Genomic DNA, 24,685 nt, shown 5'->3' on the forward strand with positions numbered 1-24,685 from the left:
GCGGTGGATCGTGGCGCCCCCGACCGGGAGGTAGCACCACCAGGGCGGGATGTGGCGATGCGTCATGGTTCGGCTACGATCCGTGCCTGACGGGTCGAGGCGGACCGCGCCCGGCCGTCGGACCCCCGGAGAACCGCCGTGCAGCGCCACCGCCCGCCGGCCGCCCTGGCCGCCGCCCCGCTCCTCGCCCTCTGTGTCGCCGTGCCCGCCCACGCGGCCGACGGGTACACCGTCGACACCCCGCCCCGGTACGCCGCACTGGGCGACTCCTACGCCGCCGGGGTCGCGGCCGGCCCCTACGAACAGGACAGCGGCGACTGCCACCGCAGCGCCCGCGCCTACCCCGCGCTCTGGGCCGCCGACCACGGTGCCACCGACGTCCTGGCCGCCGCGTGCGCCGGGGCCACCACGGCGGACGTCCAGCGCGACCAGCTGCCGAAGGTCGGGGCCGACACCACCGTGGTGACCCTCACCGTCGGCGGCAACGACCTCGGTTTCGCCGACGCCGCCGGGAGCTGCCTGCAGCCGCTCACCACCGACGGCCGCTGCGACAAGGCGCTGGACGAGTCCGAGCGCCGGCTGCGCGAGGAGCTGCCCGACCGGCTCTCCGCCCTCTACGACGGCGTCCGGGCCGCCGCCCCGGCCGCCCGGGTGGTGGTCACCGGCTACCCGCACCTGCTGCGGACCGGCACCACCTGCCTGATCGGCACCGACGCCCGCCGGCAGCGGTTCAACGCGCTCACCGACGGGCTCGATGAGCTGATCAACCGTCAGGCCGAAGCCCGGGGCTTCGCCTTCGCGGACGTCCGGGCACCGTTCGAGGGCCACGGCGTCTGCGCGGGCGCGGGGCGGGAGTGGATCACCGGAATCGTGCTGACCAGGCTCTGGGAGTCCTTCCACCCCACCTCCGAGGGCCAGTCCCTCGGCTATCTCCCGGCCGTCACGGCCGCCACCGGGCCCCGGTAGACACGGCGGCCGGCGGCTGCCGTCGGCGCCCTGCGGATATCCGCTGGATCATGGCGCCCCGCTCCCCCAGACTGTCCCGGTGCCCGGCCGTGCCGCGCATCAAAGCCCGTAGGCTGGGCAGGTAGGGACCATGGAGCGAGGCGTTCCATCGGTGACGAGAGGTTCGACAGTCGGCAGCTGGCCCGTCGGCGCCCCGGCAGGCCAGCCGGGGCGGTGCACGGCCGTCCGCCGACCGGAGGGAGACACTGGGTGATCGAGCTGGAAGATGTTCCCGAGTTGATCGACCCGGTGATGGTCTGCGCCTTCGAGGGCTGGAACGACGCGGGCGACGCCGCCTCCGCGGCTCTGGCACATCTGGACGAGACCTGGGGCGGCAAGGTGTTCGCCGCCCTGGACGCGGAGGACTACTACGACTTCCAGGTCAACCGGCCGACGGTCTGGCTGGACGGCGGCATCCGCCGGATCACCTGGCCCACCACCCGGCTCTCGGTGATCCGGGTGACGGAGCCCAAGACCCGGGACATCGTCCTGGTGCGCGGTATCGAGCCCAGCATGCGCTGGCGCTCGTTCTGCAACGAGCTGCTCGGCTTCGCGCACGAGCTGGGCGCCGAGCTGGTGGTGATCCTGGGCGCGCTGCTCGGCGACACCCCGCACAGCCGCCCGGTGCCGGTCAGCGGGGTGACCTCCGACCCGGAGCTGGCCCGCCGGCTGGACCTGGAGGAGAGCCGCTACGAGGGGCCCACCGGGATCGTCGGGGTGCTGCAGGAGGCCTGCGCGCACGCCGGTGTGCCGGCCGTCACGCTCTGGGCGGCGGTGCCGCACTACGTCGCGCAGCCGCCGAACCCCAAGGCGACCCTGGCGCTGATCAACAAGCTGGAGGACCTGCTGGACCTGCGCATCCCGCCGGGCGAGCTCGGCGAGGACGCCCGGGCCTGGCAGCTCGGCGTGGACCAGCTGGCCGCCGAGGACAGCGAGGTGGCCGAGTACGTCCAGCAGCTGGAGGAGGCGCAGGACACCGCCGAGCTGCCGGAGGCCTCGGGCGACGCGATCGCCCGGGAGTTCGAGCGCTATCTGCGCCGCCGGGAGAACGTCGGCCCGACGGGCGAGAAGCCCATCGCCGGGCACGCGACCACGGCGGAACGGCCGAACGACCCCGAGGCGCCGGGCGCCCGGGAGAGCCAGGACGGCGGCGAGGACGACTGACGCGTCCGCCCGGGTGGACGGGTGGACGGGCTTACGGCATGCCGAAGGGGCGTCAGGACCAGTGGTCCTGACGCCCCTTCGACCGTCGCGGCCGGGCCGCGCCTACGGCTTGTCCGGCACGCCTCAGAGCGCGACGCCGAGCAGGGCGTCCACGGTGCGCGAGACCAGGCCGGGCGCGCCGATGTCCGTCCCGCCCTCGGCGTCCTGGAGGGCGGCCCAGCGGTCGACGGCGGCCAGCGCGGCGGGCGCGTCCAGGTCGTGCGCGAGCGCCTCGCGGACCGCGGCGAGCAGCGCCTCCGCCGGCGGGCCGTCCGGGCGGGAGACCGCCGCGCGCCAGCGGGCCAGGCGCTCCACGGCCTCGTCCAGGGTGCCCTTCGTCCACTCCCAGTCCTCGCGGTAGTGGTGCGAGAGCAGGGCGAGGCGGATCGCCGCCGGGTCGACGCCCTCACGGCGCAGCGCCGAGACGAAGACCAGGTTGCCGCGGGACTTGGACATCTTGTGCCCGTCCAGGCCGACCATGCCGGCGTGCACGTACGCCTTGGCGTACGGGTGGTGGCCTGTGGCGACCTGGGCGTGGGCGGCGCCCATCTCGTGGTGCGGGAAGGAGAGGTCGCTGCCGCCGCCCTGGATGTCGAAGGACATGCCGAGGTAGCGCAGGGCGATGGCGACGCACTCGATGTGCCAGCCGGGGCGGCCGTGGCCGAGCTCGGTGTCCCAGGCGGGCTCGCCCGGGCGGGCGGAGAGCCAGAGCAGGGCGTCGAGCGGGTTGCGCTTGCCCGGGCGGTCCGGGTCGCCGCCGCGTTCGGCGAAGACCGGCCGCATGGCCTCGGGGGTGAGGCCGGAGACCTCGCCGAAGTGCGGGTCGGACTCGACCGAGAAGTAGATGTCGCCGTCCACCTCGTAGGCGGCTCCGCTCGCCAGCAGCTTCTGGACCAGCGGGACGATCCACGGGATCGACTCCACGGCGCCGATGTAGTGGGCCGGCGGGAGCAGCCGCAGGGCGGTCATGTCCTCGCGGAACAGGGCCGTCTCGCGCTCGGCGAGCTCCGTCCAGTCCTGGCCGGTGGCGACGGCGCGCTCCAGCAGCGGGTCGTCCACGTCGGTGACGTTCTGCACGTACAGGACGTCGTGGCCGGCGTCCTTCCACACTCGCTGCGCCAGGTCGAAGGCGTTGTAGGTGGCGGCGTGGCCCATGTGGGTCGCGTCGTAGGGCGTGATGCCGCAGACGTAGATCCGGGCGGTGCCGTCCTGCGGCACGACCTCCCGGATACAGCCCGCTGCGGTGTCGTGGATACGAAGGGGGAGCCCCTGACCAGGCAGGGCGGGAACCTCGGAGGCGGGCCAGGCATGCATGGAACTGACTTTAACCTCGCGAACATTTGAAAGCCTAACCAGTACGCAAGATCGACTGGATTCGCTTCCAGGCGTTGCCTGAGCGCTTCCCGACTGATACGGACCGGCTCTTGACCCGGTCCGAACGGGGCCGTACACCCCGGCGGTGAGCGCCCGGCCGACCCTGCCGCCGACCGGGCGCCCGGCTCCTCGGGGGAGGCGGCCGGAGCCGCTACAGCCGCTTCCAGAGGGCCGGCACGTTCGGCGGCTCCCAGCCGGTGACGGCGGTGTGCCCCTGGAGGCACTGGTAGGAGACGCCGGAGTAGGTGACGCGGTCGCCCGCGCTGTAGAGCGTGCCCACGGTCCAGCTGCCGCCGGGCGGGGTGGTCGGGGGCGTGGTGGGCGTGGTGCTGGGGCCCGGGCTGGTCGGCGGGGTGGTGGGTGTCTGCGGGACGTTCAGGACGAAGTCGTAGGTGCCCTCCTTCGCCGAGCCGACCTGGCGGACGTTCATCAGCAGCCGCGCGTCGTAGATGGTGTCGGTGCTGTTGCGCGGCTCACCCGGGAAGTAGAGCTGGGTGGTGAGCACCGGGCGGCCGGGCGCCTGGAGCTTCACGTGGATGTGCCGGGTGCGGCCCGGGTAGAGGCCGGGGACGATGGTGGTGAGGCTGAACGCGCCCTGGGCGTCGGTGAACTGGTGGCCGCGGAAGGTGAACCCGACGTTGTCGTAGGCGCCGTTGACGTCGGCCTGCCAGAAGTCGAGCAGGACGCCCGCGATCGGCAGGCAGGCCCGGCCGAAGACGTAGCCGCTGACGGTCAGCCGGGTGCCGGGGGTGCTGTTGGTGATCAGCGAGGTCCGCAGCGGGGAGTTGGGCTTGAAGTAGGGGCCCTCGGTCTGCTCGATGGTGGGATCGTCGCCGTCGTGGCAGGCGGGGGTGAGGCCGGGCGCCTCGCCGGTGCCGGCCCGGTCGCGGGCCAGCGCGGCCCCGCCGCCGACCAGTAGCGGGGCGGTGCCGAGCACCGCGGCGGCCCTGAGGACCGTCTTGCGGCTGATCCGGCGGTCGATCAGGCCCTCCGGCCCGGGGGTGGGCTCTTCGGATGCGGGCATGCGCCGACTCCTTCGTGGGGGTGGGACTGGAGATGGGTGGGCGGTCCTTGCCATGGTGGGGGCATGACAAGGACCGGGCCGGCGGTCGCCCGGACTGACCGGGCCGGCCACCGGCGGCCAGCAGTCAACCTACGGGGCGTCCGGGGCCGCGGCGATGGACGCGATCCGGGGATCGTGGTGATTTCCTCCGACCCGGGCCCGGAACTCCCCCGGCGTCATCCCGGTCTCCCGGCGGAAGAAACGGCAGAAGTAGGCCGGATCACCGAAGCCGGCCTCCCGAGCGACCTGACGAATCGTCAAATCGGTGCAGGCCAGCAGCCGTTTGACCTCCAGGGTCTGCTGCTGGCGGATCAGCCGGCCCGGCGTCCGGCCGGTGACCTGCTTGACCAGAGTCTGCAGATGGCCGGGCGAGACGCCCAACTCCTGCGCACAGGAGGCCACCGAGCGCTGCTCCCCGCCCGGCAGACCGATCAACCGGGTGAAGGCGGACGCCAGTTCGGCCGACCGGCCGGGCGCCGCACCGCCCTCGCCGGGGACCGCGGCCCGCAGCGCGCGGACGATCAGGATGTGCAGGCTCGCCCGCAGCACACCCGCGTAACCGGGCGCCCTGGTCCGGTACTCGTGCTCCATGTCGGCCAGCAGCGCGCCGATGGCGCCGGCCTGTTCACCGAGCCGCAGACCGGGCCGGGCGGCCAGGGTGCGCAGCGCGGTGAGGTCCTTCGGCTGCGAGAACAGGAAGTCCTCGTTGAACAGCACGACCTGTCCGGTGAGACCATCCGCGTCCGCCCAGTAGTGCACCTGGCCGGGCGCGATCACGCACAACTGGGGCGGCCGCAGCGGCCGGTGGACCAGGTCGAGCACGTGGGCACCGCGGCCTCCGGTGACGAGGACGATCTCGTAGAAGGAATGCCGGTGGGGGAAGCCCGCGCGGGAGAGCGGGCCGATGGTGTCGAAGCTGCCGATCGCGAAGGGCAGCAGGTGCGGCAGCGGGACCTGGAGACGGTGCATCGGCAGGTCCAGCGTGCGGGTGTCGCTCATCGGCCGGTCCGGTGGGGCGCGGTCGGCGGGTTGGGGGTGGTCCGTCGCTCGTCCATCGGAGCAGTCTGCGGCCGCTCGCGCCACCGGTCCAGACCACTGGGGTGCCGTCCGGCCGGTCGTGCGCCCGGCGGCACCGGCCTGGCCGGGCCCGGGAGATCATGCGCCCGGCGGGACGGGCCGGACCGGGCCCGGGGCACGGGCGGTCAGATCGGCGGCCAGGGGATGGACGGCCACTCCTCGGACGGCAGCGGGTGCCGGCCGGTGCGACGGAGTTCGGCCACCCGGGCGCGGGCGGCGGCGAGTTCGGCCGCGGTCAGGTGCGGGGCGAGCCGCTCGCCGAGGGCACCGTCCAGCTGCTCGGCGAGCCCGGCCAGCACCTCCAGCGCCTCGTCGGGCAGCGGCTGCCCGGCCCAGCCCCAGAGCAGGGTACGCAGCTTGCCCTCGGTGTTGAAGGTGACGCCGTGGTCGATGCCGTAGATCCGGCCGTCGGCGGCGGCGATCAGATGACCGCCCTTGCGGTCGGCGTTGTTGAGGACGGCGTCCAGCACCGCCATCCGGCGCAGCCGCCGGTCGTCGGGGTGGACCAGCAGCGCGGTCCGGCCGTCGCCGACCTCCGCGCGGACGATCGGCAGCCAGCCGGCCTCCGGGCCCCGCGGATCCTGGAGGGCGAGCAGCGGATCGGCGCCCGGGTCCGGCTCGACCCAGAGCTGCACCATGCCCGTCCCGTACGGGCCCTCGCGCAGCACCGTGGGCGGTATCAGCGCCCAGCCGGTGGCGGCGGCGAGCTCGTACGCGGCGACCTCGCGGCCGGCCAGCGTGCCGTCCGGGAAGTCCCAGAGCGGGCGTTCACCGGCGACCGGCTTGTAGACGGCCTGCGCGGTCAGCGAGTCCAGCGTGACGCTGCAGTAGAGCGCCGCGTTGGAGGCGTCGGTGAGCCTGCCGTGGACGGTCAGCTCGCCCTCGCGCAGCAGCAGCAGAGCGGTGGGCACGTCGGCGGCCAGGGCCGCGGCGGCGGCCGGGTCGGCCTCGGGCGGGGTCTCGGTGTTCAGCGCCGGTAACCGTTCGCGCGCGGGCACAGATGGCCCTCCGGGTCGAGCGGCAGGTTGCAGAACGGGCAGGGCTTGCGGCCGGCCGCGACCAGGTCCAGCGCCCGCTTGGCGAACACCCGGGCCATCGCGCCGGAGAGCCGCACCCGCAGCATGTCGGGGCCTTTCTCGTCGTCCTCGAAGACCGCCTCGGCGGCGTCCCCGCCGTCCTCCTCCTCGTCCTCGATCACCGCCTGCGCCTCGACCACCAGGCAGCCGTCGATGCTGTCCCAGGCCAGGGCCATGGTGCCGACCCGGAACTCCTGCTCCAGCGGCAGGTCGAGCGGCGCGGTGTCGAGCAGGTCCTGCGGGGCGGCGGCCGGGATGGCGGCGTCGCCGCCGCTGCGCCGCAGGGCCTCGTCGAGGACCTCCTCGATCCGCTCCGCGAGCGCGGCGACCTGGGTCTTCTCCAGCAGCACGCTGGTGATCCGCCCCCGGGCGCTGGCCTGCAGGTAGAACGCCCGGGCGCCGGGCTGGCCGACGGTGCCGGCCACGAACCGTTCGGGCTGGTCGTAGAAGAAGACCTGACGGGGCACGCTCTCGCTCCGGATCGTGTCGATCGTATGGATCGTTATGACGTCATGGGTTGGGCTGTGGCGGGGCTCGCTAGTCACCCTACGACCTCCCGGCCGGGGCCGGGGAGCCGAGTCGGTGACCGGCGGGTGGCCGGGCGGTGGCGGCCGGGTCGCCGCGGGCGGACCCGGCCACGGCGGGCCGGCCGCGGGACCGGCCTCAGGCGGTGCCGGTGGCGCCGCCGACCACCGCGTCCCCGGCCGGAGTGCCCTGGCCGCCGCCCGTTCCGGGGGCGAGCGAGGAGAGGTCGCCGGTGTCGCCCATTCTCAGCACGAAGGGCCGCTGCGGGGTGTAGCGGATCGCGGTGACCGAGCAGGGCTCGACGCTGATCCGCTGGAAGTGGTCGAGGTGCAGGCCGAGGGCGTCGGCCACCACGGCCTTGATCACGTCGCCGTGCGAGCAGGCGATCCAGACCGCGTCCCCGCCGTGGTCGGCGGCGATCTTCTCGTTCCACTCGCGGACGGCGCTCACCGTACGGTGGCTCAGCTCACGCAGCGACTCCCCGCCGGGGAAGGCGGCCGCGGCAGCGTGGTCCTGGACGGTGCGCCAGAGCGGCTCCCCGGCCAGCTCGGCGAGCGGGCGGCCGGTCCACTCCCCGTAGTGGCACTCGCCGAGGCGGTCGTCCTCGGTGGGCGCGCCCAGCTCGGGCCGGGCGGCGAGCAGCGGCTCCAGGGTCTGCCGGCAGCGGTCCAGCGGGCTGCTGACCGCCCGGGCCAGCGGGATGCCGGCGAGCCGGCCGGCCAGCGCGGCGGCCTGGGCGCGCCCGGTGTCGTCGAGGTCCACCCCGGGCGTCCAACCGGCCAGGATTCCGGCGGTGTTCGCGGTGGAGCGGCCGTGGCGGACGAGCAGCAGGGTGGGCATGGGGCCTAGCGTACGACCTCCCGGCCGGGATCCGCTCCGGGCCCGGACCGGTACGACGGGCGGGGACGGCCGGGGCCGGACCGGTACGACGGCCGGGGCGAGGTGGCCCCACGACGGCCGTGCAGGGGTCAGAATGTCCCGCATGATCGTCCACTGCGCCATCTACCGCGACGGCCTCCGGATCGAGGCGCCCGCCGACCACACCGGCGCCCTGGCCGCCGCGCGGGCGGCCGGCCGGGGCAGCTTCGTCTGGATAGGCCTGTTCGAGCCGACCGCCGAGGAACTCGACCAGGTCAGCAAGGAGTTCTCGCTGCACCCGCTGGCCGTCGAGGACGCCGTCAGCGCGCACCAGCGCCCCAAGATCGAGGCCTACCAGGGCTCGCTGTTCGTGGCGCTCAAGACGCTCGGCTACCACCCCGGCGGGCACGCGGTGACCAGCGGCGAGGTGATGGTCTTCGTCGGCGAGGACTTCGTGATGACGGTCCGCCACGGCACCGACAGCCCGCTCAGCGGCCTGCGGGCCCGTCTGGAGGAGCAGCCTGAGCTGCTGCGGTACGGCCCGAGCGCGGTGCTGCACTCGGTCTGCGACACGGTGGTGGACGGGTACGCCGACGTCGCCACCGGGCTCCAGGCCGACCTGGACGAGCTGGAGGCCGACGTCTTCGCCCCCGGCCGGGTCGGCCGCGACAACGCCGGGCGGATCTACGGCTACAAGCGCCAGCTGATGACGGTCCGCCGGGCCACCGGCCCGCTGCTGGAGCCGATGCTGCGGCTGGAACGCGGCGGGGTGCCGTTCATCACCCCCCGGGCGCTGCCGTACCTGCGGGACGTCGCCGACCACCTGGCCCGGGCCAACGACCAGGTGGACGGCATGGACCGGCTGCTGTCGGACATCCTGAGCGCCAACCTGGCGCAGGTCAGCGTGCAGCAGAACAACGACATGCGGAAGATCTCGGCCTGGGCGGCGCTGGCCGCCGTGCCGACCATGATCGCGGGTGTGTACGGGATGAACTTCGCCGACATGCCCGAGCTGCGCCAGCCCTGGGGGTACCCGGCGGCGCTGTCGCTGATGGTGGCGGTCTGCGTGGTGCTGCACCGGGTGTTCAAGCGGCACGACTGGCTGTAGCGCGCGGCCGGCCGGGCCCGCCCCGAGTCCCCGGGGCGGGCCCCGGCCGGCGCCGGGGCGGTCGGGCTCAGGCCAGCCCGGCGCGCTCCAGGGCCGCGACGCCGGTGCGCAGCGCCGTGATCCGCTCGTCCAGGCCGAACCCGGACGGGGCCAGGGTGAGCGTGGTGACGCCCGCGTCGGCGTAGGCCTGCATCCGGTCCGCGATCCGGGCGGTGTCGCCGATCAGCGAGGTGGCGTCGATCAGGTCGTGCGGGACGGCCGCGGCGGCGCCCGCGTAGTCCTTGGCGAGGTACCTCTGCTGGATCTCGTCCGCCGCCTGCTCGTAGCCCATCCGCCGGGCGAGCTGGTTGTAGAAGTTCTTCTCCTTGCTGCCCATGCCGCCGATGTAGAGCGCGGCGTACGAACGCTGGGCGTCGACGCCCGCGGCGACGTCCTCGCCGACCGCGATGGTGACGGTCGGGCAGAGGTCGAAGCCGTCCAGGCTCTGACCGGTCCTGGCGCGGCCGGCCCGCAGCGGGTCGACGGAGAGCGCGGCGTGCTCGGGCGAGAAGAAGATGCCGAGCCAGCCGTCGGCGATCTCGCCGGTCTGCTCCAGGTTCTTCGGGCCGATCGCGGCGATGTACAGCGGGATGTGCTCGCGCACCGGGTGCACGGTGAGCTTGATCGGCTTGCCGGGCCCGCCGGGCAGCGGCAGCGTCCAGTGGGCGCCCTCGTGGACCAGGCGCTCACGGGACATCGCCTTGCGGATGATCTCGACGTACTCGCGGGTGCGGGCCAGCGGCTTGTCGAACTTCACGCCGTACCAGCCCTCGGAGACCTGCGGCCCGGAGACGCCCAGGCCGAGCCGGAACCGGCCGCCGGAGAGGGTGTCCAGGGTGGCCGCCGTCATCGCGGTCATCGCCGGGGTGCGGGCCGGGATCTGGAAGATGGCCGAGCCGACGTCGATCCGTTCGGTCCTGGCCGCGACGAACGACAGCACGGTGGCGGCGTCCGAGCCGTACGCCTCGGCCGCCCAGCAGACCGAGTAGCCCAGCCGGTCGGCCTCTTCGGCGACCGCGATGTTGTCGGCGTCCATGCCGAGTCCCCAGTAGCCGAGGTTGATGCCCAGTCGCATGTGCCATGCCTTCCAGTCGGGTTGTCCGCGAGGGTAGCCGTGCGCCCGGCGGTCATGCTACTGGCCGGTAGTCGTGGGCCTGGTCACATTCGGGCGAGCCGGGCGAGTAGTGATCGTTCTGCGGGTCGGCCCATCTGTCCGGGCACCGGCCGCTACGCTCAGCCGACGTGGAGAAGCCTCTCCCCACCTGCACGTTTACCGGCCAGTGGAGGGCCCGTCCGATGGAAAAGCGTCACCTCGGCCGTACCGGGCTGCAGGTCTCCCGGCTCGGCCTCGGCACCATGGCCTGGGGCCGCGACACCGACGAGCACGAGGCCGCCGAGCAGCTCAAGGAGTTCGTGGACGCCGGCGGCAACCTGGTCGACACCGCCGATGTGTACGCCGACGGGGGCGCCGAGTACCTGCTCTCCCGGCTCACCGAGAACCTGATCCCCCGCTCCGAGCTGATCATCGCCACCAAGGCGGGCAGCGTCCCGGAGTCCGGCCGCCGCTTCGACGGCTCCCGCGGCCACCTGCTCACCGCCCTGGACGCCTCGCTCCGCCGCCTCGGCACCGACTACGTGGACCTCCTCCAGGTGCACGCCTTCGACCCGGCGACGCCGATGGAGGAGACGCTCAGCGCCCTCGACATCGCCGTGGCCTCCGGGCGCGCCCGGTACGTCGGCGTCTGCGACTACAGCGGCTGGCAGCTCGCCAAGGCCGCCACCTGGCAGCACGCCCACCACGGCCGCACGCCGCTGGCCGGGGCGCAGCTGGAGTACTCGCTGCTCCAGCGGGGCATCGAGCGCGAGGCACTGCCCGCGGCCCGGGACGCGGGCGTGGGCGTGCTCGCCTCCTCGCCGCTCGGGCGGGGCGTGCTCACCGGCAAGTACCGGCACGGCGTGCCGCAGGACTCGCGCGGCGCCTCGCCGTACCTGTCCGGCTTCGTCCAGCCGTACCTCGGGGAGCGCTCGCGGCGGATCGTGGACGCCGTCGCCACCGCCGCCGACGGGCTGGCCAGCAGCCCGCTCGCGGTGGCCCTGGCCTGGGTCCGGGACCGGCCCGGGGTGGCCAGCGCGCTGGTCGGCGCCCGGACGGTGGCGCAACTGCAGGCGGCACTGTCGGTGGAGGCGCTTACGCTTCCGGGTGAGATCCGTGGTGCGCTCGACGACATCTCGTCGCCGGTGCACCGGTACCCGGACCAGGGGTGGACCGAGCTGTAGAACGGCCCGGGTGCGGTCCGCCTGTTCCCGGCCGCTCACCGACCAACTGAATCGACCGATCGACCGACCTGACCGACCGGGCCGCCGCGCGCGGCACGGCCGGCCCGACCACGCCGGCCGCGCCTGCGGCGGAGGCCCGGCGCCAGCAGTGGAGTGACCTTTCTTGGAGCGAACGATGAGTGACACGGAGAACGGCGCTCAGGAGGAGACCTCGGCGGGCGTGGACGGCGGCGACCAGGCGGGCGCGGACCGCGGCGACAAGGCGGCCGCCGTCGCGGCGGTGGCGGCGGCGATCCGGGCGATCGGGGCGACCGGGAAGCAGCAGATCGGCCCGGCGTCCGGAATCCCGGCACCGCAGGCCCCGGCACCGCAGGCCTCCTCCTCGCAGGCCCCGTCCTCGCCGAGCGCGGCGCCGCAGAGCACGGCGGCCCAGGGCACGGCGGCCCAGGGCCCGTCGTCCCCGACTCCGGTGGCGGCGGCCCCGGCCCCGGCCGGTGGAACCGCGCCGGCGGAGGCGGCCGGGCCGACGCCGCCCCGGGCGCACGCCGTGACGGACGAGCAGCGGGCACAGGCCCTGCGGGCCACCGCCGAGGTGCTGACCGCGGGCGGCGCACCCGCCGATCTCGCGTCCGCCGCCGTGGCCGAGTTCGGCGACGGCGCCGCCGAACAGCTGCGTGCCGATCCGTGGGCGGTGCTGTCCCTGCCCGGTGTCCGCCCCGAGCACGCGGACGGCTTCGCCCGCGGCCTGCTCGGCCCCGCCGCCGGCCCTGGCGACCCCCGCCGGGCCCAGGCGCTGGTGCCCTGGCTGCTGGAGCAGTCGGCGCTGCGCGGCCACTCCGCCGTGGAGATCGGCGAGGTCGCGGCCGGGCTCGACCGGCTCGGTCTGCCGGACTCCGCCACCGCGCTGCAGTCGGCGGTGGTGGACGGCCGGGCGATGGCCTTCCAGGAGGAGCTGACCGGGCCCGAGGCGCAGGCCGCCGTCGGCGGCGACGAGGACGACGAACCGCCGACCCGGACGCTGCTCACCCTGGAGCGGCTGGCGCTGGCGGAGGAGAGCCTGGCGGACGGGCTGGTCCGGCTGATGTCCACCTTCGCCCCCGGGGAGGACGTCGACGTCGAGGCGGAGGCGGGCGAGGCGGAGGCGGAGGCGGGCGAGGCAGCGGAGGCCCACGAGGTGGCGGAGGACGCGCCCGAGGAGGGCGCGCCGGAGCCCGTCGCCCCCGGCCCGGCCGCCTGGGAGGCGGCCGCCGAGGCGGCGCCCTCGTCCTCCGCGACCGCCCTGATCCGCGCGGCGGCCGAAAGCGCCCTGGTCACCCACACCGGCGGCGAGGCCGCCCGGGCCGAACCCGCCGCCCTGCTGAACGCCGCCACCGGCCTCGGGCTGCGCGCCTGGGCCGCCACCTGGACCGACCAGGGCCGGGACAGCTTCGCCGCGCTCGTCACCGCGACGGGCGGCACGGCCGACGGCGCGGCCGACCACCCGCCGGTGCCGGTCGCCACCCTGGCCGAGCTGCTCTCCGGGGTGTCCGGCCCCGGCCGCTCCTCGGACGGCGCGCTCGCCCTGGACGTACTCGTCGTCCTGGACGCGCCGCTGCTGGACGTCGAGCTGGCCGCCACCCTGCTGGAGTCGCTGGCCGACGGCACCCGTCTGGTCCTCAGCGGTGACCCGGGTCAGCTCTGGTCGGCCGGCCCGGGCCGCTTCTTCGCCGATCTGCTGGCCGCCCGGGTCTGCCCCTCGACGGCCTCCCGCACCCCGGACTTCGGCCCGATCGGCGAGCTGGTCTCCGGCGTCGGCATCGGTGAACTCCAGCCGGTGGAGGCGCCCGACAAGGAGGTGGTCATCCTGACCGCCAAGGACGGCGGCGAGGCCGTCCATCGCGCCGTCCAGCTGCTCACCGACTCCATTCCGCGCGCGCTCGGCATCCCCGCCGAGCAGGTGGTGCTGCTCACCCCCGGCCACGGCGGCACCGCCGGCACCCGGGCGCTCAACGCCGCCGCGAAGGCCCGGCTCAACCCCGGCCCCGGCCGCTTCGGAGGCTTCGACCCGGGCGACCGGGTGGTCGACTCCCCCGCCCCCGGCATCACCCGCCCGGCCCGGGTGCTCGACGGCGACGCCGCCGGCCTGCACCTGGAGTACGCCGACGGCGCCCGGCGCACCGTCCCGCCCGCGGAGGCCGGCCGGCTGCGGCACGGTTGGGCGCTGACCGTCCACCAGGCGGCCGGCCGCCGCTGGCCGGGCGCCGTGGTCGTGCTGCCCGACGACGCGGCCCAGGCGCTCACCCGGCAGTGGGTCTACACCGCCTTCGGTCGCGGCGAGCGCCATCTCTCCGTGGTCCACGCGGCCGGTCCGGCGCTCCCGCAGGCCGTCGCCGAGCGCCCGGCGCTGCCCCGGACGACCCGCCTGCGCGCGATCCTCGCCGAGAACGCCGCCCAGACGTACTGACCGTCGCTCACCACACCACGGGCGGGGCCCACGCGGGCCCCGCCCGTCGGCATGCCCGCCCCGGATGCGGGCCGGGGCGGGACTGTCGCCGGGGCGGGACTGTCGCCGGGCCGGGGCTCGGGGCTCGGGGCTCGCCATAAAGCAGGCTCATGGCAACGGTGGATCGAACCTTGGACGCATGACCCAGACCGGCGGAGCACTGCGCCGGCTCTGACGCCGCCCGCGTTGCGAAAGAAACGTCCGAAACCACGCGCCCCCGCAGAAACGTTCGGGCACCATCGCGGCCGGCCTCGCCGGTCTGCTCGTCGCCGGAGCTGTCGTCGGCACCGCCCGAGCCGCCGCCGCGTCGCGTGCCTTCCGCTTCGAACGCCTTGTCGGATCCTGGCCGCGCGCTGTCGGACGAACGGCCGGGGGCGGTACCCGGACCTTCCGTCCCGGTACCGCCCCCGACCGTGTGGCAGGCGCAGGCGCACCCGCGCCCGCCCCGGTCAGTCGTCGGGGTCCTCGTCGTCGTAGACCTCGCTGACGTCGAACCGGCAGATCAGCAGCTGCGGGTCGGCGTGCTCGAACGGCTCCGGCAGCCACTCCCCCGGCTCGGTCGGCTCGGCGGCGGCGACCCAGAGCGTCGAATCGGCCTCCTCCAGGCCGAACTCCTCGCTTCGGGCGGCGATCTCGTCCGGCTCGTACTCGCCGAACAGCACACCGATCGCGGCGTTCACCCCGCTCGTCCCGCCCCCGCCCGGGGTCAGCGAGTCGTCCAGCCGCTCGGCCTGGGCGCGCAGCCGCTTCGAGTCGACGATGTGGTAGTCGCGGCGGATCAGCACGCTGATCGCCTCGGGCTGTTCGGGGCCATGGAAGCCGCCCGGGCCCTCGTCACCGGGGACCTCGAAGGGGGTCACCTCGTCGTAGACCTCGTAGAGGAGTTGGTCGTAGGCGATGGCCGCCGTCGCGAGCTGCTCGTAGGCGGCGAACACAGCGGGATCGTCCGCTGCGCTGGGGCTTGACACCGCTTCCAGATGACGGTCGATGGCGGCCTTGACCGCCTCGGCGGCGGCGCGTACCTCGGCAATGGTGGGCTGCGCGGCATCAGACATGGTGCAGACGCTATCTCCCCTCGGCGTCACCACGCACAGCGGTTGTCACCTACACCCGCGATTTCACCGCAACTTCCCCCCTGATGTCCGATCCGCGTGCTTCTGTGCCCGCGCACGCCCTGTGCGAGGGGCGCGAAACGGCACTGCGGGGTCCGCCCGGTGCCGCTTCGCGAGCCGTGTTCCGGGTATCCCGTCAGCAGGAGAAGCAAAGCTGACGAACAGTCAGGCGGGCGGGTGGCCGACGGACGGAAAGCGGCCGGCAGCGGGCCGGCCCACGGACGGCTGCGGGCCCGCTGCGGGCCGACGGGCTCCGGAGGGAGCGCGCGAGGGGCGCGTGGGGAGCGAGGCCGAAAATACCCGGCCGGTTGTCGGAGGCAGGCCGTAGGCTTGCCCGCAGGTGTCCCTCAGGAGGAGCGTTTTGACCCCACCGAAGCCGGTCCGGCAGCCGGAGTACGAGTACCAGTCGCTGCGCATGCCGCGCGGCACCAGCCGCAACGCGGCACGCCAACTGCTCACCGAGCACGCCGAGTACGGGCACTGGGAGCTGGACAGACTACGCCTGTTCCCCGACGGCAGCCGGACGGTGCTGCTGCGGCGGCGGATCATCCGGCAGGTCAGGAGCTGGTGACGGGCGCACCGCCCCGAACCTTTCCCACCCCGGGCACTCCCCCCGGGCGTTCACGGTCTGGGTGTCACTGCCCGGCCGCCCTGCCCCAACCCTTCCGGCCCCGGCCCGTCCGACGCCGACTTCCCAGGTGCCGAGCCCGTCCTGAGGGCTCCCTGAGCATTCACGCGCCCTGCGGCCGTCCGTTCTGTCCGACGGCCGCGGGGCGCGCGACATCGACCGCCGCCTCCGATCGAGGCGCCCGGCTCAGCGCGCGCCGGCGCGGGAACGGCGGTAGAGGACGCCACCACCGAGCAGCAGCGCCAGACCGGCCGCGCCGAGCAGCTCGGTGCTGCCCGCGCCGGTCGCCGCCAGCTGGCCACCACCGGGCGTGGAGCCCTTGGTGACGCCCGAGACCGGAGTCGCCGAGCCGCTCGGGCTACTGGCCGGGGTCGTGCGCGTGCCAGGGGTCACCGGCGGGGTGGGAGTGGGGGTGACCGACCGCGGAGTGGGCGGCGGGGTCTCCCCGGTGGGCGGAGAGGTCGGCGTGCACGGCTGGCCGGGGCAGGGCGTCGGCGAGGGCGAGACGCACTCCTCGGAGCACTCGTGGTGCGGCGGGGCCACCGGGGCACTCACATTGCCGCAGCCGTTGCCGAACGCGGGGTTGCCGACGCCGACCACGTCGACGGTGTTGCCGCAGGCGTTGACCGGGATGTCCACGGGCGCCTGGACGCTGTTCCCGGAGAGCACACCGGGCGAGCCGGCCGCCGTTCCGGAGGCCGACGCCCCGGAGGCGGTCTGGCCGGAGGAGGCCTGGCCCGCGCCCGCGCTGCCCGAACCCGCGTGACCGGAGCCCGCGTTGCCCGAACCCGCGGTGCCCGAACCCGCGTGGCCGGATCCGGCCCCACCGGGGTGCCCGCTGACGTTGGCGCAGTGGTTGCCGTACGCCGGGTTCAGCAGGCCGATCACGTCGACGGTGTTGCCGCAGGCGTTGATCGGCACCTCGATCGGCACCTGCACCGAGTTCCCGGAGGCCACGCCCGGCGAACCGGCCGCGACCCCCTGCGCGTCGGCGCCCGCATAGGCGTAGCCGGCGGCCGAGGCCAGAACGCCACCGGCGGCCACAGCCGTGAGGAGCCCCTTCTTGGCTACATTCCTCATATTTTCCCCTGACATATTGAGACGACAGGACGACCTGCTGAAAGTCGGAATTTCCGAATGGATAGCAAGGTCTCCGCGTGCACACGGAATAACGAAGGTCCGGCGGAGAAGTTGGGAGAAACAAACCTCTTTCACCCGATCGAGGGATGACCCCGACCACCCCTGAGGGAACCCCGCCCGGCCCTGAGCAGGCAAGCGCCCCCGGTGCGGCGTTTCCGCCACCCGGGGGCCGAGCGAGTCGATCCGATGATCAGCCGATCATGCGGTCAATCGGGCGCTCAGAAGCCTGCGCGACTCAGAAGTTGGCGCAGTGGTTGCCGAACGCCGGGTTCAGCACACCGATCACGTCGATGGTGTTGCCGCAGAGGTTCACGGGGATGTGCACCGGGACCTGGATCTGGTTGCCCGAGACGACGCCCGGGGAGCCGGCGGCCACACCGTTGGCGGCGGCGCCACCGTGAGCGGACGCGATACCGGCGGCGGCCAGCACCAGGCCGCCGGTGGCGGCGGCAACGGCGGCGATCTTCTTGACCTTCATCATTCCTCCTGTATGGATAACGCGACCCGTTCGGCGGGCTGCATAGGAGTGAACGAGAGTGTGGCAAACGGGGTACGGAGCGCTCCGCCCATTCACCCGCAACGGTGATTCACCGCACAGATGATCGACCCGAATAGTCAAGCAGAATCGTTTCTGTCGATCTCCTCCTCGCTGTCCCAAATCATTAGCTCGGACAATGCGGTCGGCCCGCCCCCGGCACTCCGGGAACGGGCCGTCCGGTCACTGCGCCCGGCTCGCGCCGGCCCGGCGGACCTCGGTCAGCAGGCGTCGATGAACCGGTCCAGCACCCGAACGCCGAACTTCAGACCGTCCACCGGCACCCGCTCGTCGACACCGTGGAACATCCCCGCGAAGTCCAGCTCCGGCGGCAGCTGGAGCGGCGCGAAGCCGAAGCAGCGGATGCCGAGGTCCTGGAACGACTTGGCGTCCGTGCCGCCGGAGAGGCAGTACGGCACGGCCCGCGCGATCGGGTCCTCCGCCCGCAGCGCGGTCTGCATCGCCTCGACCAGCGCCCCGTCGAAGCTGGTCTCGATCGCCTTGTCCGAGTGCAGGCTCTCGCGCTTCACCCGCGGGCCGAGCACGCTGTCCAGCTCGGCCAGGAACTCCTCCTCGTAGCCGGGCAGGAAGCGCCCGTCCACGTGCGCCGTCGCCTGCCCGGGGATCACGTTCACCTTGTAGCCGGCGCCGAGCATGGTCGGCTGGGCGGTGTTGCGCAGCGTGGTGCCGATCATCTTGGCGATGCCGCCCAGCACCCGCAGCGTCTCGTCCATGTTCTCCGGGTCGAGCTTGACGCCGAGCGCGTCCGACAGCTCGTCCAGGAAAGCCCGGACGGTCTTGGTGATCCGCAGCGGGAAGGTGTGCCGCCCGAGGCGGGCCACCGCCTCGCACAGCTCGGTGATGGCGTTGTCGTCGTTCTCCATCGACCCGTGCCCGGCCCGGCCCTCGACCGTGAGCCGCATCCAGTGCATGCCCTTCTCGGCCGTCTCCACCAGGTACAGCCGGACCTGGTCGTTGACGGTGAAGGAGAAGCCGCCGACCTCGCCGATGCCCTCGGTCACGCCCTCGAACAGGTCCGGGTGCTTGTCCACCAGGTACCGGGCGCCGTACGTGCCGCCCGCCTCCTCGTCCGCGACGAAGGCCAGCACCAGGTCACGCGGGGGCTTGCGGCCGGTGCGCAGGCGGTCGCGGACCACCGCCAGCGTCATCGCGTCCATGTCCTTCATGTCGACCGCGCCGCGCCCCCAGACACAGCCGTCCGCGATCTCGCCCGCGAACGGGTCGTACGTCCAGTCCGCGGCATTGGCCGGCACCACGTCGGTGTGGCCGTGGATCAGCAGACCCGGGCGCGAGCGGTCCTCCCCCTCGATCCGGACGACGGTCGAGGCGCGGCCCTTGGCCGACTCGAAGATCTGCGGTTCGATCCCGAACTCGGCAAGCTGCTCGGCCACGTACTCGGCGGCCTTCCGCTCCCCCGGCCCGGAACCGTCACCGTAGTTGCTGGTGTCGATCCGGATCAGATCGCGGCAGATCCCGGCGACCTCCGACTCGGCCGTCACCTTCGGCGCCGCCGCCCGCTCCGTCGACTCGCTCCGCTCGCTCACGGTCACTCCTCGTCTCTGCCCGCACGGACGCGACAGCGCGCCACCCCCAGGACCTGCACCCAGGTCGTACGAGCACGTCCGCCCATCCTCCCCCAGCCCCCCACCCGGATCCACCCCGCGAAGCCCGCGGACACCTCCCGAAACCCCCTGGTCACACCCCCGCCACACGCCACCACCAGCCCCCGTCACCGGCCCCGCACTCCCACCCCCGGCCGTTTTGGGACCGCCAGCCGATCTTTGCTACAGTTACATCTGTCAGCGCGACCGACAAGGCCGCAAAGACAAACACCCGGTCCGGGTGGCGGAATGGCAGACGCGCTAGCTTGAGGTGCTAGTGCCCTTTATCGGGCGTGGGGGTTCAAGTCCCCCCTCGGACACCAGCTAAGACCCCTGTTTATCAGGGGTTTTTTGCTTTTCTAGGCCGTGGCGTGACCAACCACGTGACCAACAGACCTAGAGATTGCCTGGTCAGACCAGGGACGAGAGGCCGATCCGGCTGGCACTCGAAGCAGCCAGCTTCTTAGCTCCCTCAGCACGACGGCGGCCATAGCGGGACATCGTGTAGCCCGGCGAGTGATGCCGAGCATTGGCAGAGACCTCTACAGGGTTCTCGTGATTGTCGAGATCGTTCGTAATCTTCGACCCCCGCCAGTCATGCAGCCGGAAGTTCTCCGGCAGGTGCAGCCGGTTCCGGGCCGTCCGCCACCGGGCGGACACCTTCTCCGGGTCCTGGGGCCCACCGGCCTTGGCGGCCTTCTGGAGCTTGAACCCGTCCCGGGCGAACACGAGACCGTGATCGACCCACCCGGGCCCGAGAAGGGCTCTCTCCGCGTCCTGCCGGGCCTTCTGCCACTTGAGGACGTTCAGCAGGGCTTGATCAACGTAGATGACCGCGTTGTCGTCTCCGTCCTTCGTGAGCTTCCGCAGCCGGAACGTGTTGCCTTCCTCGACAACCACCCAGGCAAGTTCGATCGAACCCTCGTCCCAATTGATCAGGTCCCACATCCACCCCAGCACCTCACTACGACGGCAGGACGTAGCCGCGTACGACGTCCACAGCGGAGCGTCCCTCAGGCAGTGATGGGTGAGGCCGCCGTCGCAGGCCCGGTTGCCGCACGGCTTCCAGATCTCACCGAGGAAGTGAGACGTCTCCTGATCATTCAGGGTCGGAAAGTCGGGTTCGGCCGCCCTGATCTGGCGCTCGGTCGGAGGGGTGGCCGTCACGGCCGGGTTGACCTTGAGCAGCCGCCGGGGGCCGGTGACGGTCTCGAAGGCCGCCGAGATGGCGTTGTGGATGTGCCGGACGCTCTTCGGCCCCAGGGGCCTACCCCCGTTGGTCTGGCACGGCGTGGTCTCCAGCAGCCGGTAGAGATCGTTCAACCGGTCGTCGGTGACCTCCACGACCTTCTCTGAACCGATGTGGGGCTTGATGTGCAGCCTGACCTTCGGCTCGTATCCCCGCTTGGTGGTGTCCTCTCCCCGATGCTGGCTCAGCCACCGGTCCATGAGGTCGCCGACGGTCATGTCCGAGCGCGGGGTGAGCTCCCCTTCGTCGTGCTCGTTGTGCCACTTGCGAAGCGCCTTCTCCGCCTCGGTCTTGCTGGCGTACTCCCGGCCTATCCAGTACCGCTCCCGCTTACCGGTAGCGGGGTTGAAGTGGAGGGGCGTGCGGACGCCCCAGGTGTTCGGTCGACCCTTGCGGACGATCTCCGTCGGGCTCCCACCGAGCCCGTTACCGCGCTTTGCCACTGGTGCTACCGCTCCTCTCGTTCGTTCTTCCACTCGGCCAGCAGCTCAGATGCTTTGTTCGTGAGCTGCTTCCCGTCCCACAGTCCGAGTGCCTTGGCCCGCTTCACCCGCTCGGACAAGGTCGCCTTGCCGATCCCCAAGCGGTCCGCGAGCCCCTGTTGCGGCGCCGTGGTTCCCGTCGCCCTCATCCGGACCAGTTCGGCCACCAGCAGGGCGTAGTCCAGGTCGGTCCGGCAGCGTGCCGGTACCGGCCACGGCTCGGCCGGCGCCTGGTCCTGCGCCTGGGCCAGCACGGCGCGGGCCTGGGCCTTGATCTCAGCGAAGGGAAGCTGTCGGAGCAGGCTGGCCGGAATGCCGTCCGTCTCCAGAGCCGCGGCCATCCCCTCCTCGACCTCTTCGACGCTGCTGCCCACGGCGAGGTGGATGGTCAGTTCCGAGGGACCGGTGAAGGGCGCGCCGGAGGGGCACCGGGCCTTGACGAGCCACGGCCCGTAGGACCGTGCCCAGACCAGCGAGTCACCCTCGTGATGCCAGCCCGGAGGAAGTCCAGGTTCGTTCGTTTGTGAGGTCATGGCACGACCATAGCTCAAGTCGAACATGCTGCGTCAAGTTCGGAAACGTGTCGGGGATCACTTAATTTGAACTTGCTGCCACATGTTCGGGCATGTTGTTCTGGAAACAGGCCGGACAGCAACGGGCAGAAACGCCGCCCACCGGACCGCAGCAGGGGACAACATTTGAACCGAATCCTCATGACGGTGGACGACGTAGCCAACTACCTTCACAAGCCAAGGAGTTGGGTCTACTCCCAATGGAGAAGTGAAGGCATCCCGTTCCGGAAGGTCGGCCAGTCCCTCCGGTGCCGACCTGGAGACCTGGAGAGGTGGCTGGACCAGCAGGCGCATTAGTTCTTTCGAACCACCCAGACGGCCCCCGAGGCACTTCGGGGGCCGTCTTCATTCCAGGAGAAGAACCTGACCACACCAGCCGTGAAGCGAGTAAAGCTCGTATGCGCGACATGTCGTGAGCCGTACGTCCATGAACGTCCGATTGGTATGCGAGGGCCGAATCCAGCTGCGAATCCAGCCCATCCCCAGTGCCGACGGAGGCGGGAAAACGTGGGCCGCGCGCAGTCGCGGCAGCGCAAGCGGGACGGCCTGCAACCCAAGCGCCGGCCTGACAGGGCGGACGCCCTCGATATCGCCTGGCGCGCCGGGGTCCATACCGAAGACGTCTTGCAGTTCGAAACCCCACCCATGGCCCATGACAGCCGATCCGAACGGGAACGACGTGTTCACCCTGACCTCCGGTACTCCAACAGCGAAGACCGCCGTACGGTCCAGCTGTGGTTCCGGGACGCCAGGGAGGCAAAGACCGGGCCGGAAACGGGCCGGACCAATACCCGGCTGTCAGTGATCGGATCGGCCCGGCCCTGGTGGCATGCAGAGCCCCTGTGCACCCGGGGCCCAGTGCCCGCCATGGAACCGTTCACCATGGGTGCGTCCGTTAATTCTTATAGGTGAGGGAAGTTCTCCCTTGGAGTCAAGACCACTGGGCGGTGGTCCTCTGACGCGGACGAGAGTCCGGGCCCGTTCGAAGTCCAGAGCACGTTGTGAAGATGCTCGAATGCGGCTCTGCGGATACCTGCCTGTGAGACCACAGCACACAACCGGAGAGTGTCCCTATCCCCTGTGAAGTTAAATTCCTGGGGGAAGGGGCCCGTCTTCTCCACGTTGTCCTGTTGTGAGATATAGCCGCCCCTTAAGGCGGCTTACTTCTCTTACTCTCTCTTCTCTCTTGATATTTAGTTCTGACTAGGAGGTGTCGCCATGAGCGACGAACAGACTCTCGCTGGTGATTCCGGTTCTCCGGAGGCAGTGCCGGCTGACCCTGCCCAGGCCATCCGGGCAGAGATTCAGCGCGAGTACGCGGGCAAGCTTGCACTGGCTGAGCTGAGGACCCAGGCCGCCATTGCGGGCGTGACCGTTCTGGCCGAGTACTACGACCCGAACTGCTTCCTTTCCGAGGACGGCACTACGAATACCGAGGCCGTCCATGAGGCGATCGAGAAGGAACGTGCGAATCAGGCAGCCAAGGCCTTTCCGGTTCTTCAGGGCGCCGGATACCACCGTGGAACCGCCCCAAATCCTCCTGCCCCGTCTCTCGATGCCCGTCACCGCTAATCCTCTGGAGTCCTCATGACTGACACTGCTACAAATTCCTGCCCCACAGGCTTCGGCAGCGGGAGCGTTCTGGCGATGATCAGGGACCAGGCCGCCCAGGCTGGCGCTGTATTCCCTGAGGCTGTATTTGAGTTCCTGGATGCCTCCAGGCTGCTCGGCAAGGACGGCCTACCGTCCCCGGAGATCATCAGCGAGGCAATCGCACCATTCCTGAAGGCCGCGGAGCCCCAGCACCCATGGCAGGACTACACCATCCCTGTTCTCCGCAACTCGTAGTCCCTCCCTCTTCAGCACCGCTAATCATTAGGAGTCACTTTGGCACACAGCTACCAGAATCAGCTTTCCGGAACCTTCGTTAGCGAGGAGTGGACGTCTGGCCTTCTCACGCAGTTTGACCCGCTGCTCGTCTGGGGTTCCCGTATCGTCAGTAATCGTTCCTACGAGGGCGATATTCGCCAGCGCGGCGACGCGGTCCACATCAACAGCCTGACCCGCCCGACCGTGGGTGACTACAAGCTCCCTGAGGGCATGACCGCCCAGCGGCCGGAAACGGTGGACCAGCTCCTCCACATCACCGAGGCGAAGTTTCTCCAGCTGCTCGTTGAGAACATCGAGCGGGTGCAGGTGGCCGGGGCTATGGAGTCCCCGATCAACAAGGAAATGGTGCGAGCCCTGGCTCGTGAGGCAGACAGCTTCATGGGTCGTGTGATCGCCGCTGGCGCCACTGCCGTGCCGAATGTCAAGGTGACCGCTGGAAACGCCCCCCAGGCCCTCTACAGTGCCATCCTGGACCTCATGCTGGCCCTGGACAGCAACGACATTCCAGAGGGCCGCTACGTGGTCGTTTCGCCCCGCGTGAAGCGGTACCTGATTGAGCATCCGGCGATTGCCAACGCCGGTGCCTATGGCGAGGCCGGAGCGACCAAGAATGGTGTGGTTGCCCGCCTGGCTGGCTTCACCGTCCTGTCCACCACGGCCATGCCGGCCGGAGTAGACATCGTCGCCGGGCACTCGGATTTCAGCACCTACGCGTCTCAGTTCACGGGCTTCCGTCAGGGCCAGTCGGAGAAGTACCGGGCCGACTACATCGATAATCTCCACCTCTACGGCGGAAAGGTCGTTCGATTCCCTGGACTGGATACGGTGAAGCCGGATCAGACCTTCGATGAGACCAAGCCGTCCAAGGGTATTCTTCGCGCCGCTGTGGACTGGCCTACTTCCTAACCCACTTCCTTCGCGGGCCCTCGCCTTCTCGGCGGGGGCCCGCTTATTTGCTTTGAAAACCGGAACAGTATGTGTCCAGGAGCGACTTTCCGGGCGCCGGGAAGCCAATTAGGGCAAAGAGCACCCATCCAGGGGCCACTTGCAGTCGCTTCGGACCCGAGAAGATGCCTCAGGCGGTGAAACTGGCCCAGATCCGCCCGGATAGCGGCCTGCCGGCCGAAGACTTGAAACCCGTACACGACGAGAGGAACCCACCCCCGGTGGGTCCTCTCTCTTTCGAATAAGGCATTACCCCCTATGTATTTATCATACAGTTACCTAGAAGAAATGTAGTCGTGATGCACACATAGGGCCCTCCTTGGGTTATGGGTGGCAGAATTAAGGCGTTCGCCGGTCGGGCCGGTGGGCGGGAATGGCAGCCGTAAGAAGCAAGGCTCCGGCTGAACCACTGGAACTCACTCC

The 24,685-nt window shown here is 71.6% G+C and carries 23 protein-coding genes and 1 tRNA gene; 11 read left to right on the forward strand and 13 right to left on the reverse strand.

Features of this window, described 5'->3' with window-relative positions:
- The first annotated feature begins 138 nt into the window (after positions 1-138).
- Together ACIP82_RS14485 and ACIP82_RS14490 are read left to right on the forward strand one after the other, a co-directional pair.
- Positions 139-966 carry an SGNH/GDSL hydrolase family protein gene (locus tag ACIP82_RS14485; RefSeq protein WP_400653618.1) on the forward strand — a complete coding sequence of 276 codons (828 nt, stop codon included), beginning with the start codon at positions 139-141 and terminating at the stop codon, positions 964-966.
- Between the two features lie 249 nt (positions 967-1,215).
- On the forward strand, positions 1,216-2,169 hold the full coding sequence (locus ACIP82_RS14490) for a PAC2 family protein (protein ID WP_363608795.1): 954 nt from the start codon (positions 1,216-1,218) through the stop codon (positions 2,167-2,169).
- Positions 2,170-2,292: 123 nt separating this feature from the next.
- On the opposite strand, the gene mshC is transcribed toward ACIP82_RS14490, so the two are convergent.
- The 6 genes from mshC to ACIP82_RS14520 form a co-directional block, all read right to left on the reverse strand.
- On the reverse strand, positions 2,293-3,522 hold the full coding sequence (mshC, locus tag ACIP82_RS14495; protein WP_363608797.1) for a cysteine--1-D-myo-inosityl 2-amino-2-deoxy-alpha-D-glucopyranoside ligase: 1,230 nt from the start codon (positions 3,520-3,522) through the stop codon (positions 2,293-2,295).
- 211 nt (positions 3,523-3,733) lie between these two features.
- Positions 3,734-4,606 (reverse strand): carbohydrate-binding protein, encoded by an 873-nt coding sequence (locus ACIP82_RS14500; RefSeq protein WP_400653619.1) that lies wholly within the window; start codon positions 4,604-4,606, stop codon positions 3,734-3,736.
- 129 nt (positions 4,607-4,735) lie between these two features.
- Positions 4,736-5,644 carry a helix-turn-helix domain-containing protein gene (locus ACIP82_RS14505; RefSeq protein WP_400653620.1) on the reverse strand — a complete coding sequence of 303 codons (909 nt, stop codon included), beginning with the start codon at positions 5,642-5,644 and terminating at the stop codon, positions 4,736-4,738.
- 203 nt (positions 5,645-5,847) lie between these two features.
- Entirely contained in the window at positions 5,848-6,645 is a 798-nt protein-coding gene (locus ACIP82_RS14510; RefSeq protein WP_363608851.1) for an SCO1664 family protein, read from the reverse strand.
- A 44-nt stretch (positions 6,646-6,689) separates the two neighbouring features.
- Positions 6,690-7,265 (reverse strand): DUF3090 domain-containing protein, encoded by a 576-nt coding sequence (locus tag ACIP82_RS14515; protein WP_363608803.1) that lies wholly within the window; start codon positions 7,263-7,265, stop codon positions 6,690-6,692.
- Positions 7,266-7,461: 196 nt separating this feature from the next.
- On the reverse strand, positions 7,462-8,163 hold the full coding sequence (locus ACIP82_RS14520; protein WP_400653621.1) for an MSMEG_4193 family putative phosphomutase: 702 nt from the start codon (positions 8,161-8,163) through the stop codon (positions 7,462-7,464).
- Between the two features lie 133 nt (positions 8,164-8,296).
- Between ACIP82_RS14520 and ACIP82_RS14525 the strand changes: the two genes are divergently transcribed.
- Positions 8,297-9,289: a magnesium and cobalt transport protein CorA gene (locus ACIP82_RS14525; RefSeq protein ID WP_363608807.1), complete on the forward strand. Its 993-nt coding sequence runs from the start codon at positions 8,297-8,299 to the stop codon at positions 9,287-9,289.
- Positions 9,290-9,356: 67 nt separating this feature from the next.
- Here the strand turns inward: ACIP82_RS14525 and ACIP82_RS14530 are convergent, their stop codons facing one another.
- Positions 9,357-10,403 carry an LLM class F420-dependent oxidoreductase gene (locus tag ACIP82_RS14530; protein WP_363608809.1) on the reverse strand — a complete coding sequence of 349 codons (1,047 nt, stop codon included), beginning with the start codon at positions 10,401-10,403 and terminating at the stop codon, positions 9,357-9,359.
- Positions 10,404-10,624: 221 nt separating this feature from the next.
- On the opposite strand from ACIP82_RS14530, the gene ACIP82_RS14535 reads away from it, so the two are divergent.
- Both ACIP82_RS14535 and ACIP82_RS14540 read left to right on the forward strand, forming a co-directional pair.
- Positions 10,625-11,605 carry an aldo/keto reductase gene (locus ACIP82_RS14535; protein WP_363608811.1) on the forward strand — a complete coding sequence of 327 codons (981 nt, stop codon included), beginning with the start codon at positions 10,625-10,627 and terminating at the stop codon, positions 11,603-11,605.
- A 175-nt stretch (positions 11,606-11,780) separates the two neighbouring features.
- Entirely contained in the window at positions 11,781-14,048 is a 2,268-nt protein-coding gene (locus ACIP82_RS14540; protein ID WP_400653622.1) for an ATP-binding domain-containing protein, read from the forward strand.
- Between the two features lie 488 nt (positions 14,049-14,536).
- Here the strand turns inward: ACIP82_RS14540 and ACIP82_RS14545 are convergent, their stop codons facing one another.
- Positions 14,537-15,142 carry a hypothetical protein gene (locus ACIP82_RS14545; protein WP_363608815.1) on the reverse strand — a complete coding sequence of 202 codons (606 nt, stop codon included), beginning with the start codon at positions 15,140-15,142 and terminating at the stop codon, positions 14,537-14,539.
- Between the two features lie 418 nt (positions 15,143-15,560).
- On the opposite strand from ACIP82_RS14545, the gene ACIP82_RS14550 reads away from it, so the two are divergent.
- Positions 15,561-15,770 (forward strand): DUF5703 family protein, encoded by a 210-nt coding sequence (locus ACIP82_RS14550; protein WP_363608817.1) that lies wholly within the window; start codon positions 15,561-15,563, stop codon positions 15,768-15,770.
- A 243-nt stretch (positions 15,771-16,013) separates the two neighbouring features.
- Here the strand turns inward: ACIP82_RS14550 and ACIP82_RS14555 are convergent, their stop codons facing one another.
- The 3 genes from ACIP82_RS14555 to ACIP82_RS14565 all read right to left on the reverse strand — a co-directional run bounded on the left by ACIP82_RS14555 (position 16,014) and on the right by ACIP82_RS14565 (position 19,067).
- Positions 16,014-16,907 (reverse strand): chaplin, encoded by an 894-nt coding sequence (locus ACIP82_RS14555; protein WP_400653623.1) that lies wholly within the window; start codon positions 16,905-16,907, stop codon positions 16,014-16,016.
- Positions 16,908-17,202: 295 nt separating this feature from the next.
- Complete coding sequence (locus ACIP82_RS14560) at positions 17,203-17,445, reverse strand: chaplin (protein WP_400653624.1); 243 nt, start codon at positions 17,443-17,445, stop codon at positions 17,203-17,205.
- Between the two features lie 278 nt (positions 17,446-17,723).
- Positions 17,724-19,067: a M20/M25/M40 family metallo-hydrolase gene (locus tag ACIP82_RS14565; RefSeq protein ID WP_363608823.1), complete on the reverse strand. Its 1,344-nt coding sequence runs from the start codon at positions 19,065-19,067 to the stop codon at positions 17,724-17,726.
- A 292-nt stretch (positions 19,068-19,359) separates the two neighbouring features.
- Between ACIP82_RS14565 and ACIP82_RS14570 the strand changes: the two genes are divergently transcribed.
- Positions 19,360-19,447: transfer RNA gene (locus ACIP82_RS14570), tRNA-Leu, on the forward strand.
- 88 nt (positions 19,448-19,535) lie between these two features.
- On the opposite strand, the gene ACIP82_RS14575 is transcribed toward ACIP82_RS14570, so the two are convergent.
- A complete protein-coding gene (locus tag ACIP82_RS14575) occupies positions 19,536-20,816 on the reverse strand; it encodes a tyrosine-type recombinase/integrase (protein WP_400653625.1) in 1,281 nt (426 codons plus the stop codon).
- Between the two features lie 5 nt (positions 20,817-20,821).
- Positions 20,822-21,388, reverse strand: coding sequence for a hypothetical protein (locus tag ACIP82_RS14580; protein ID WP_400653626.1), 567 nt, complete (start codon positions 21,386-21,388; stop codon positions 20,822-20,824).
- Between the two features lie 180 nt (positions 21,389-21,568).
- On the opposite strand from ACIP82_RS14580, the gene ACIP82_RS14585 reads away from it, so the two are divergent.
- The 4 genes from ACIP82_RS14585 to ACIP82_RS14600 all read left to right on the forward strand — a co-directional run bounded on the left by ACIP82_RS14585 (position 21,569) and on the right by ACIP82_RS14600 (position 24,223).
- Positions 21,569-21,724: a helix-turn-helix domain-containing protein gene (locus ACIP82_RS14585; RefSeq protein ID WP_400653627.1), complete on the forward strand. Its 156-nt coding sequence runs from the start codon at positions 21,569-21,571 to the stop codon at positions 21,722-21,724.
- A gap of 921 nt (positions 21,725-22,645) precedes the next feature.
- Complete coding sequence (locus tag ACIP82_RS14590) at positions 22,646-22,999, forward strand: hypothetical protein (protein ID WP_400653628.1); 354 nt, start codon at positions 22,646-22,648, stop codon at positions 22,997-22,999.
- A gap of 15 nt (positions 23,000-23,014) precedes the next feature.
- Positions 23,015-23,275: a hypothetical protein gene (locus ACIP82_RS14595; RefSeq protein WP_400653629.1), complete on the forward strand. Its 261-nt coding sequence runs from the start codon at positions 23,015-23,017 to the stop codon at positions 23,273-23,275.
- 39 nt (positions 23,276-23,314) lie between these two features.
- Positions 23,315-24,223 (forward strand): hypothetical protein, encoded by a 909-nt coding sequence (locus ACIP82_RS14600; protein WP_400653630.1) that lies wholly within the window; start codon positions 23,315-23,317, stop codon positions 24,221-24,223.
- Positions 24,224-24,685: the final 462 nt, after the last annotated feature.

Source organism: Kitasatospora sp. NPDC088548, assembly GCF_044753005.1.
GTDB lineage: Bacteria > Actinomycetota > Actinomycetes > Streptomycetales > Streptomycetaceae > Kitasatospora.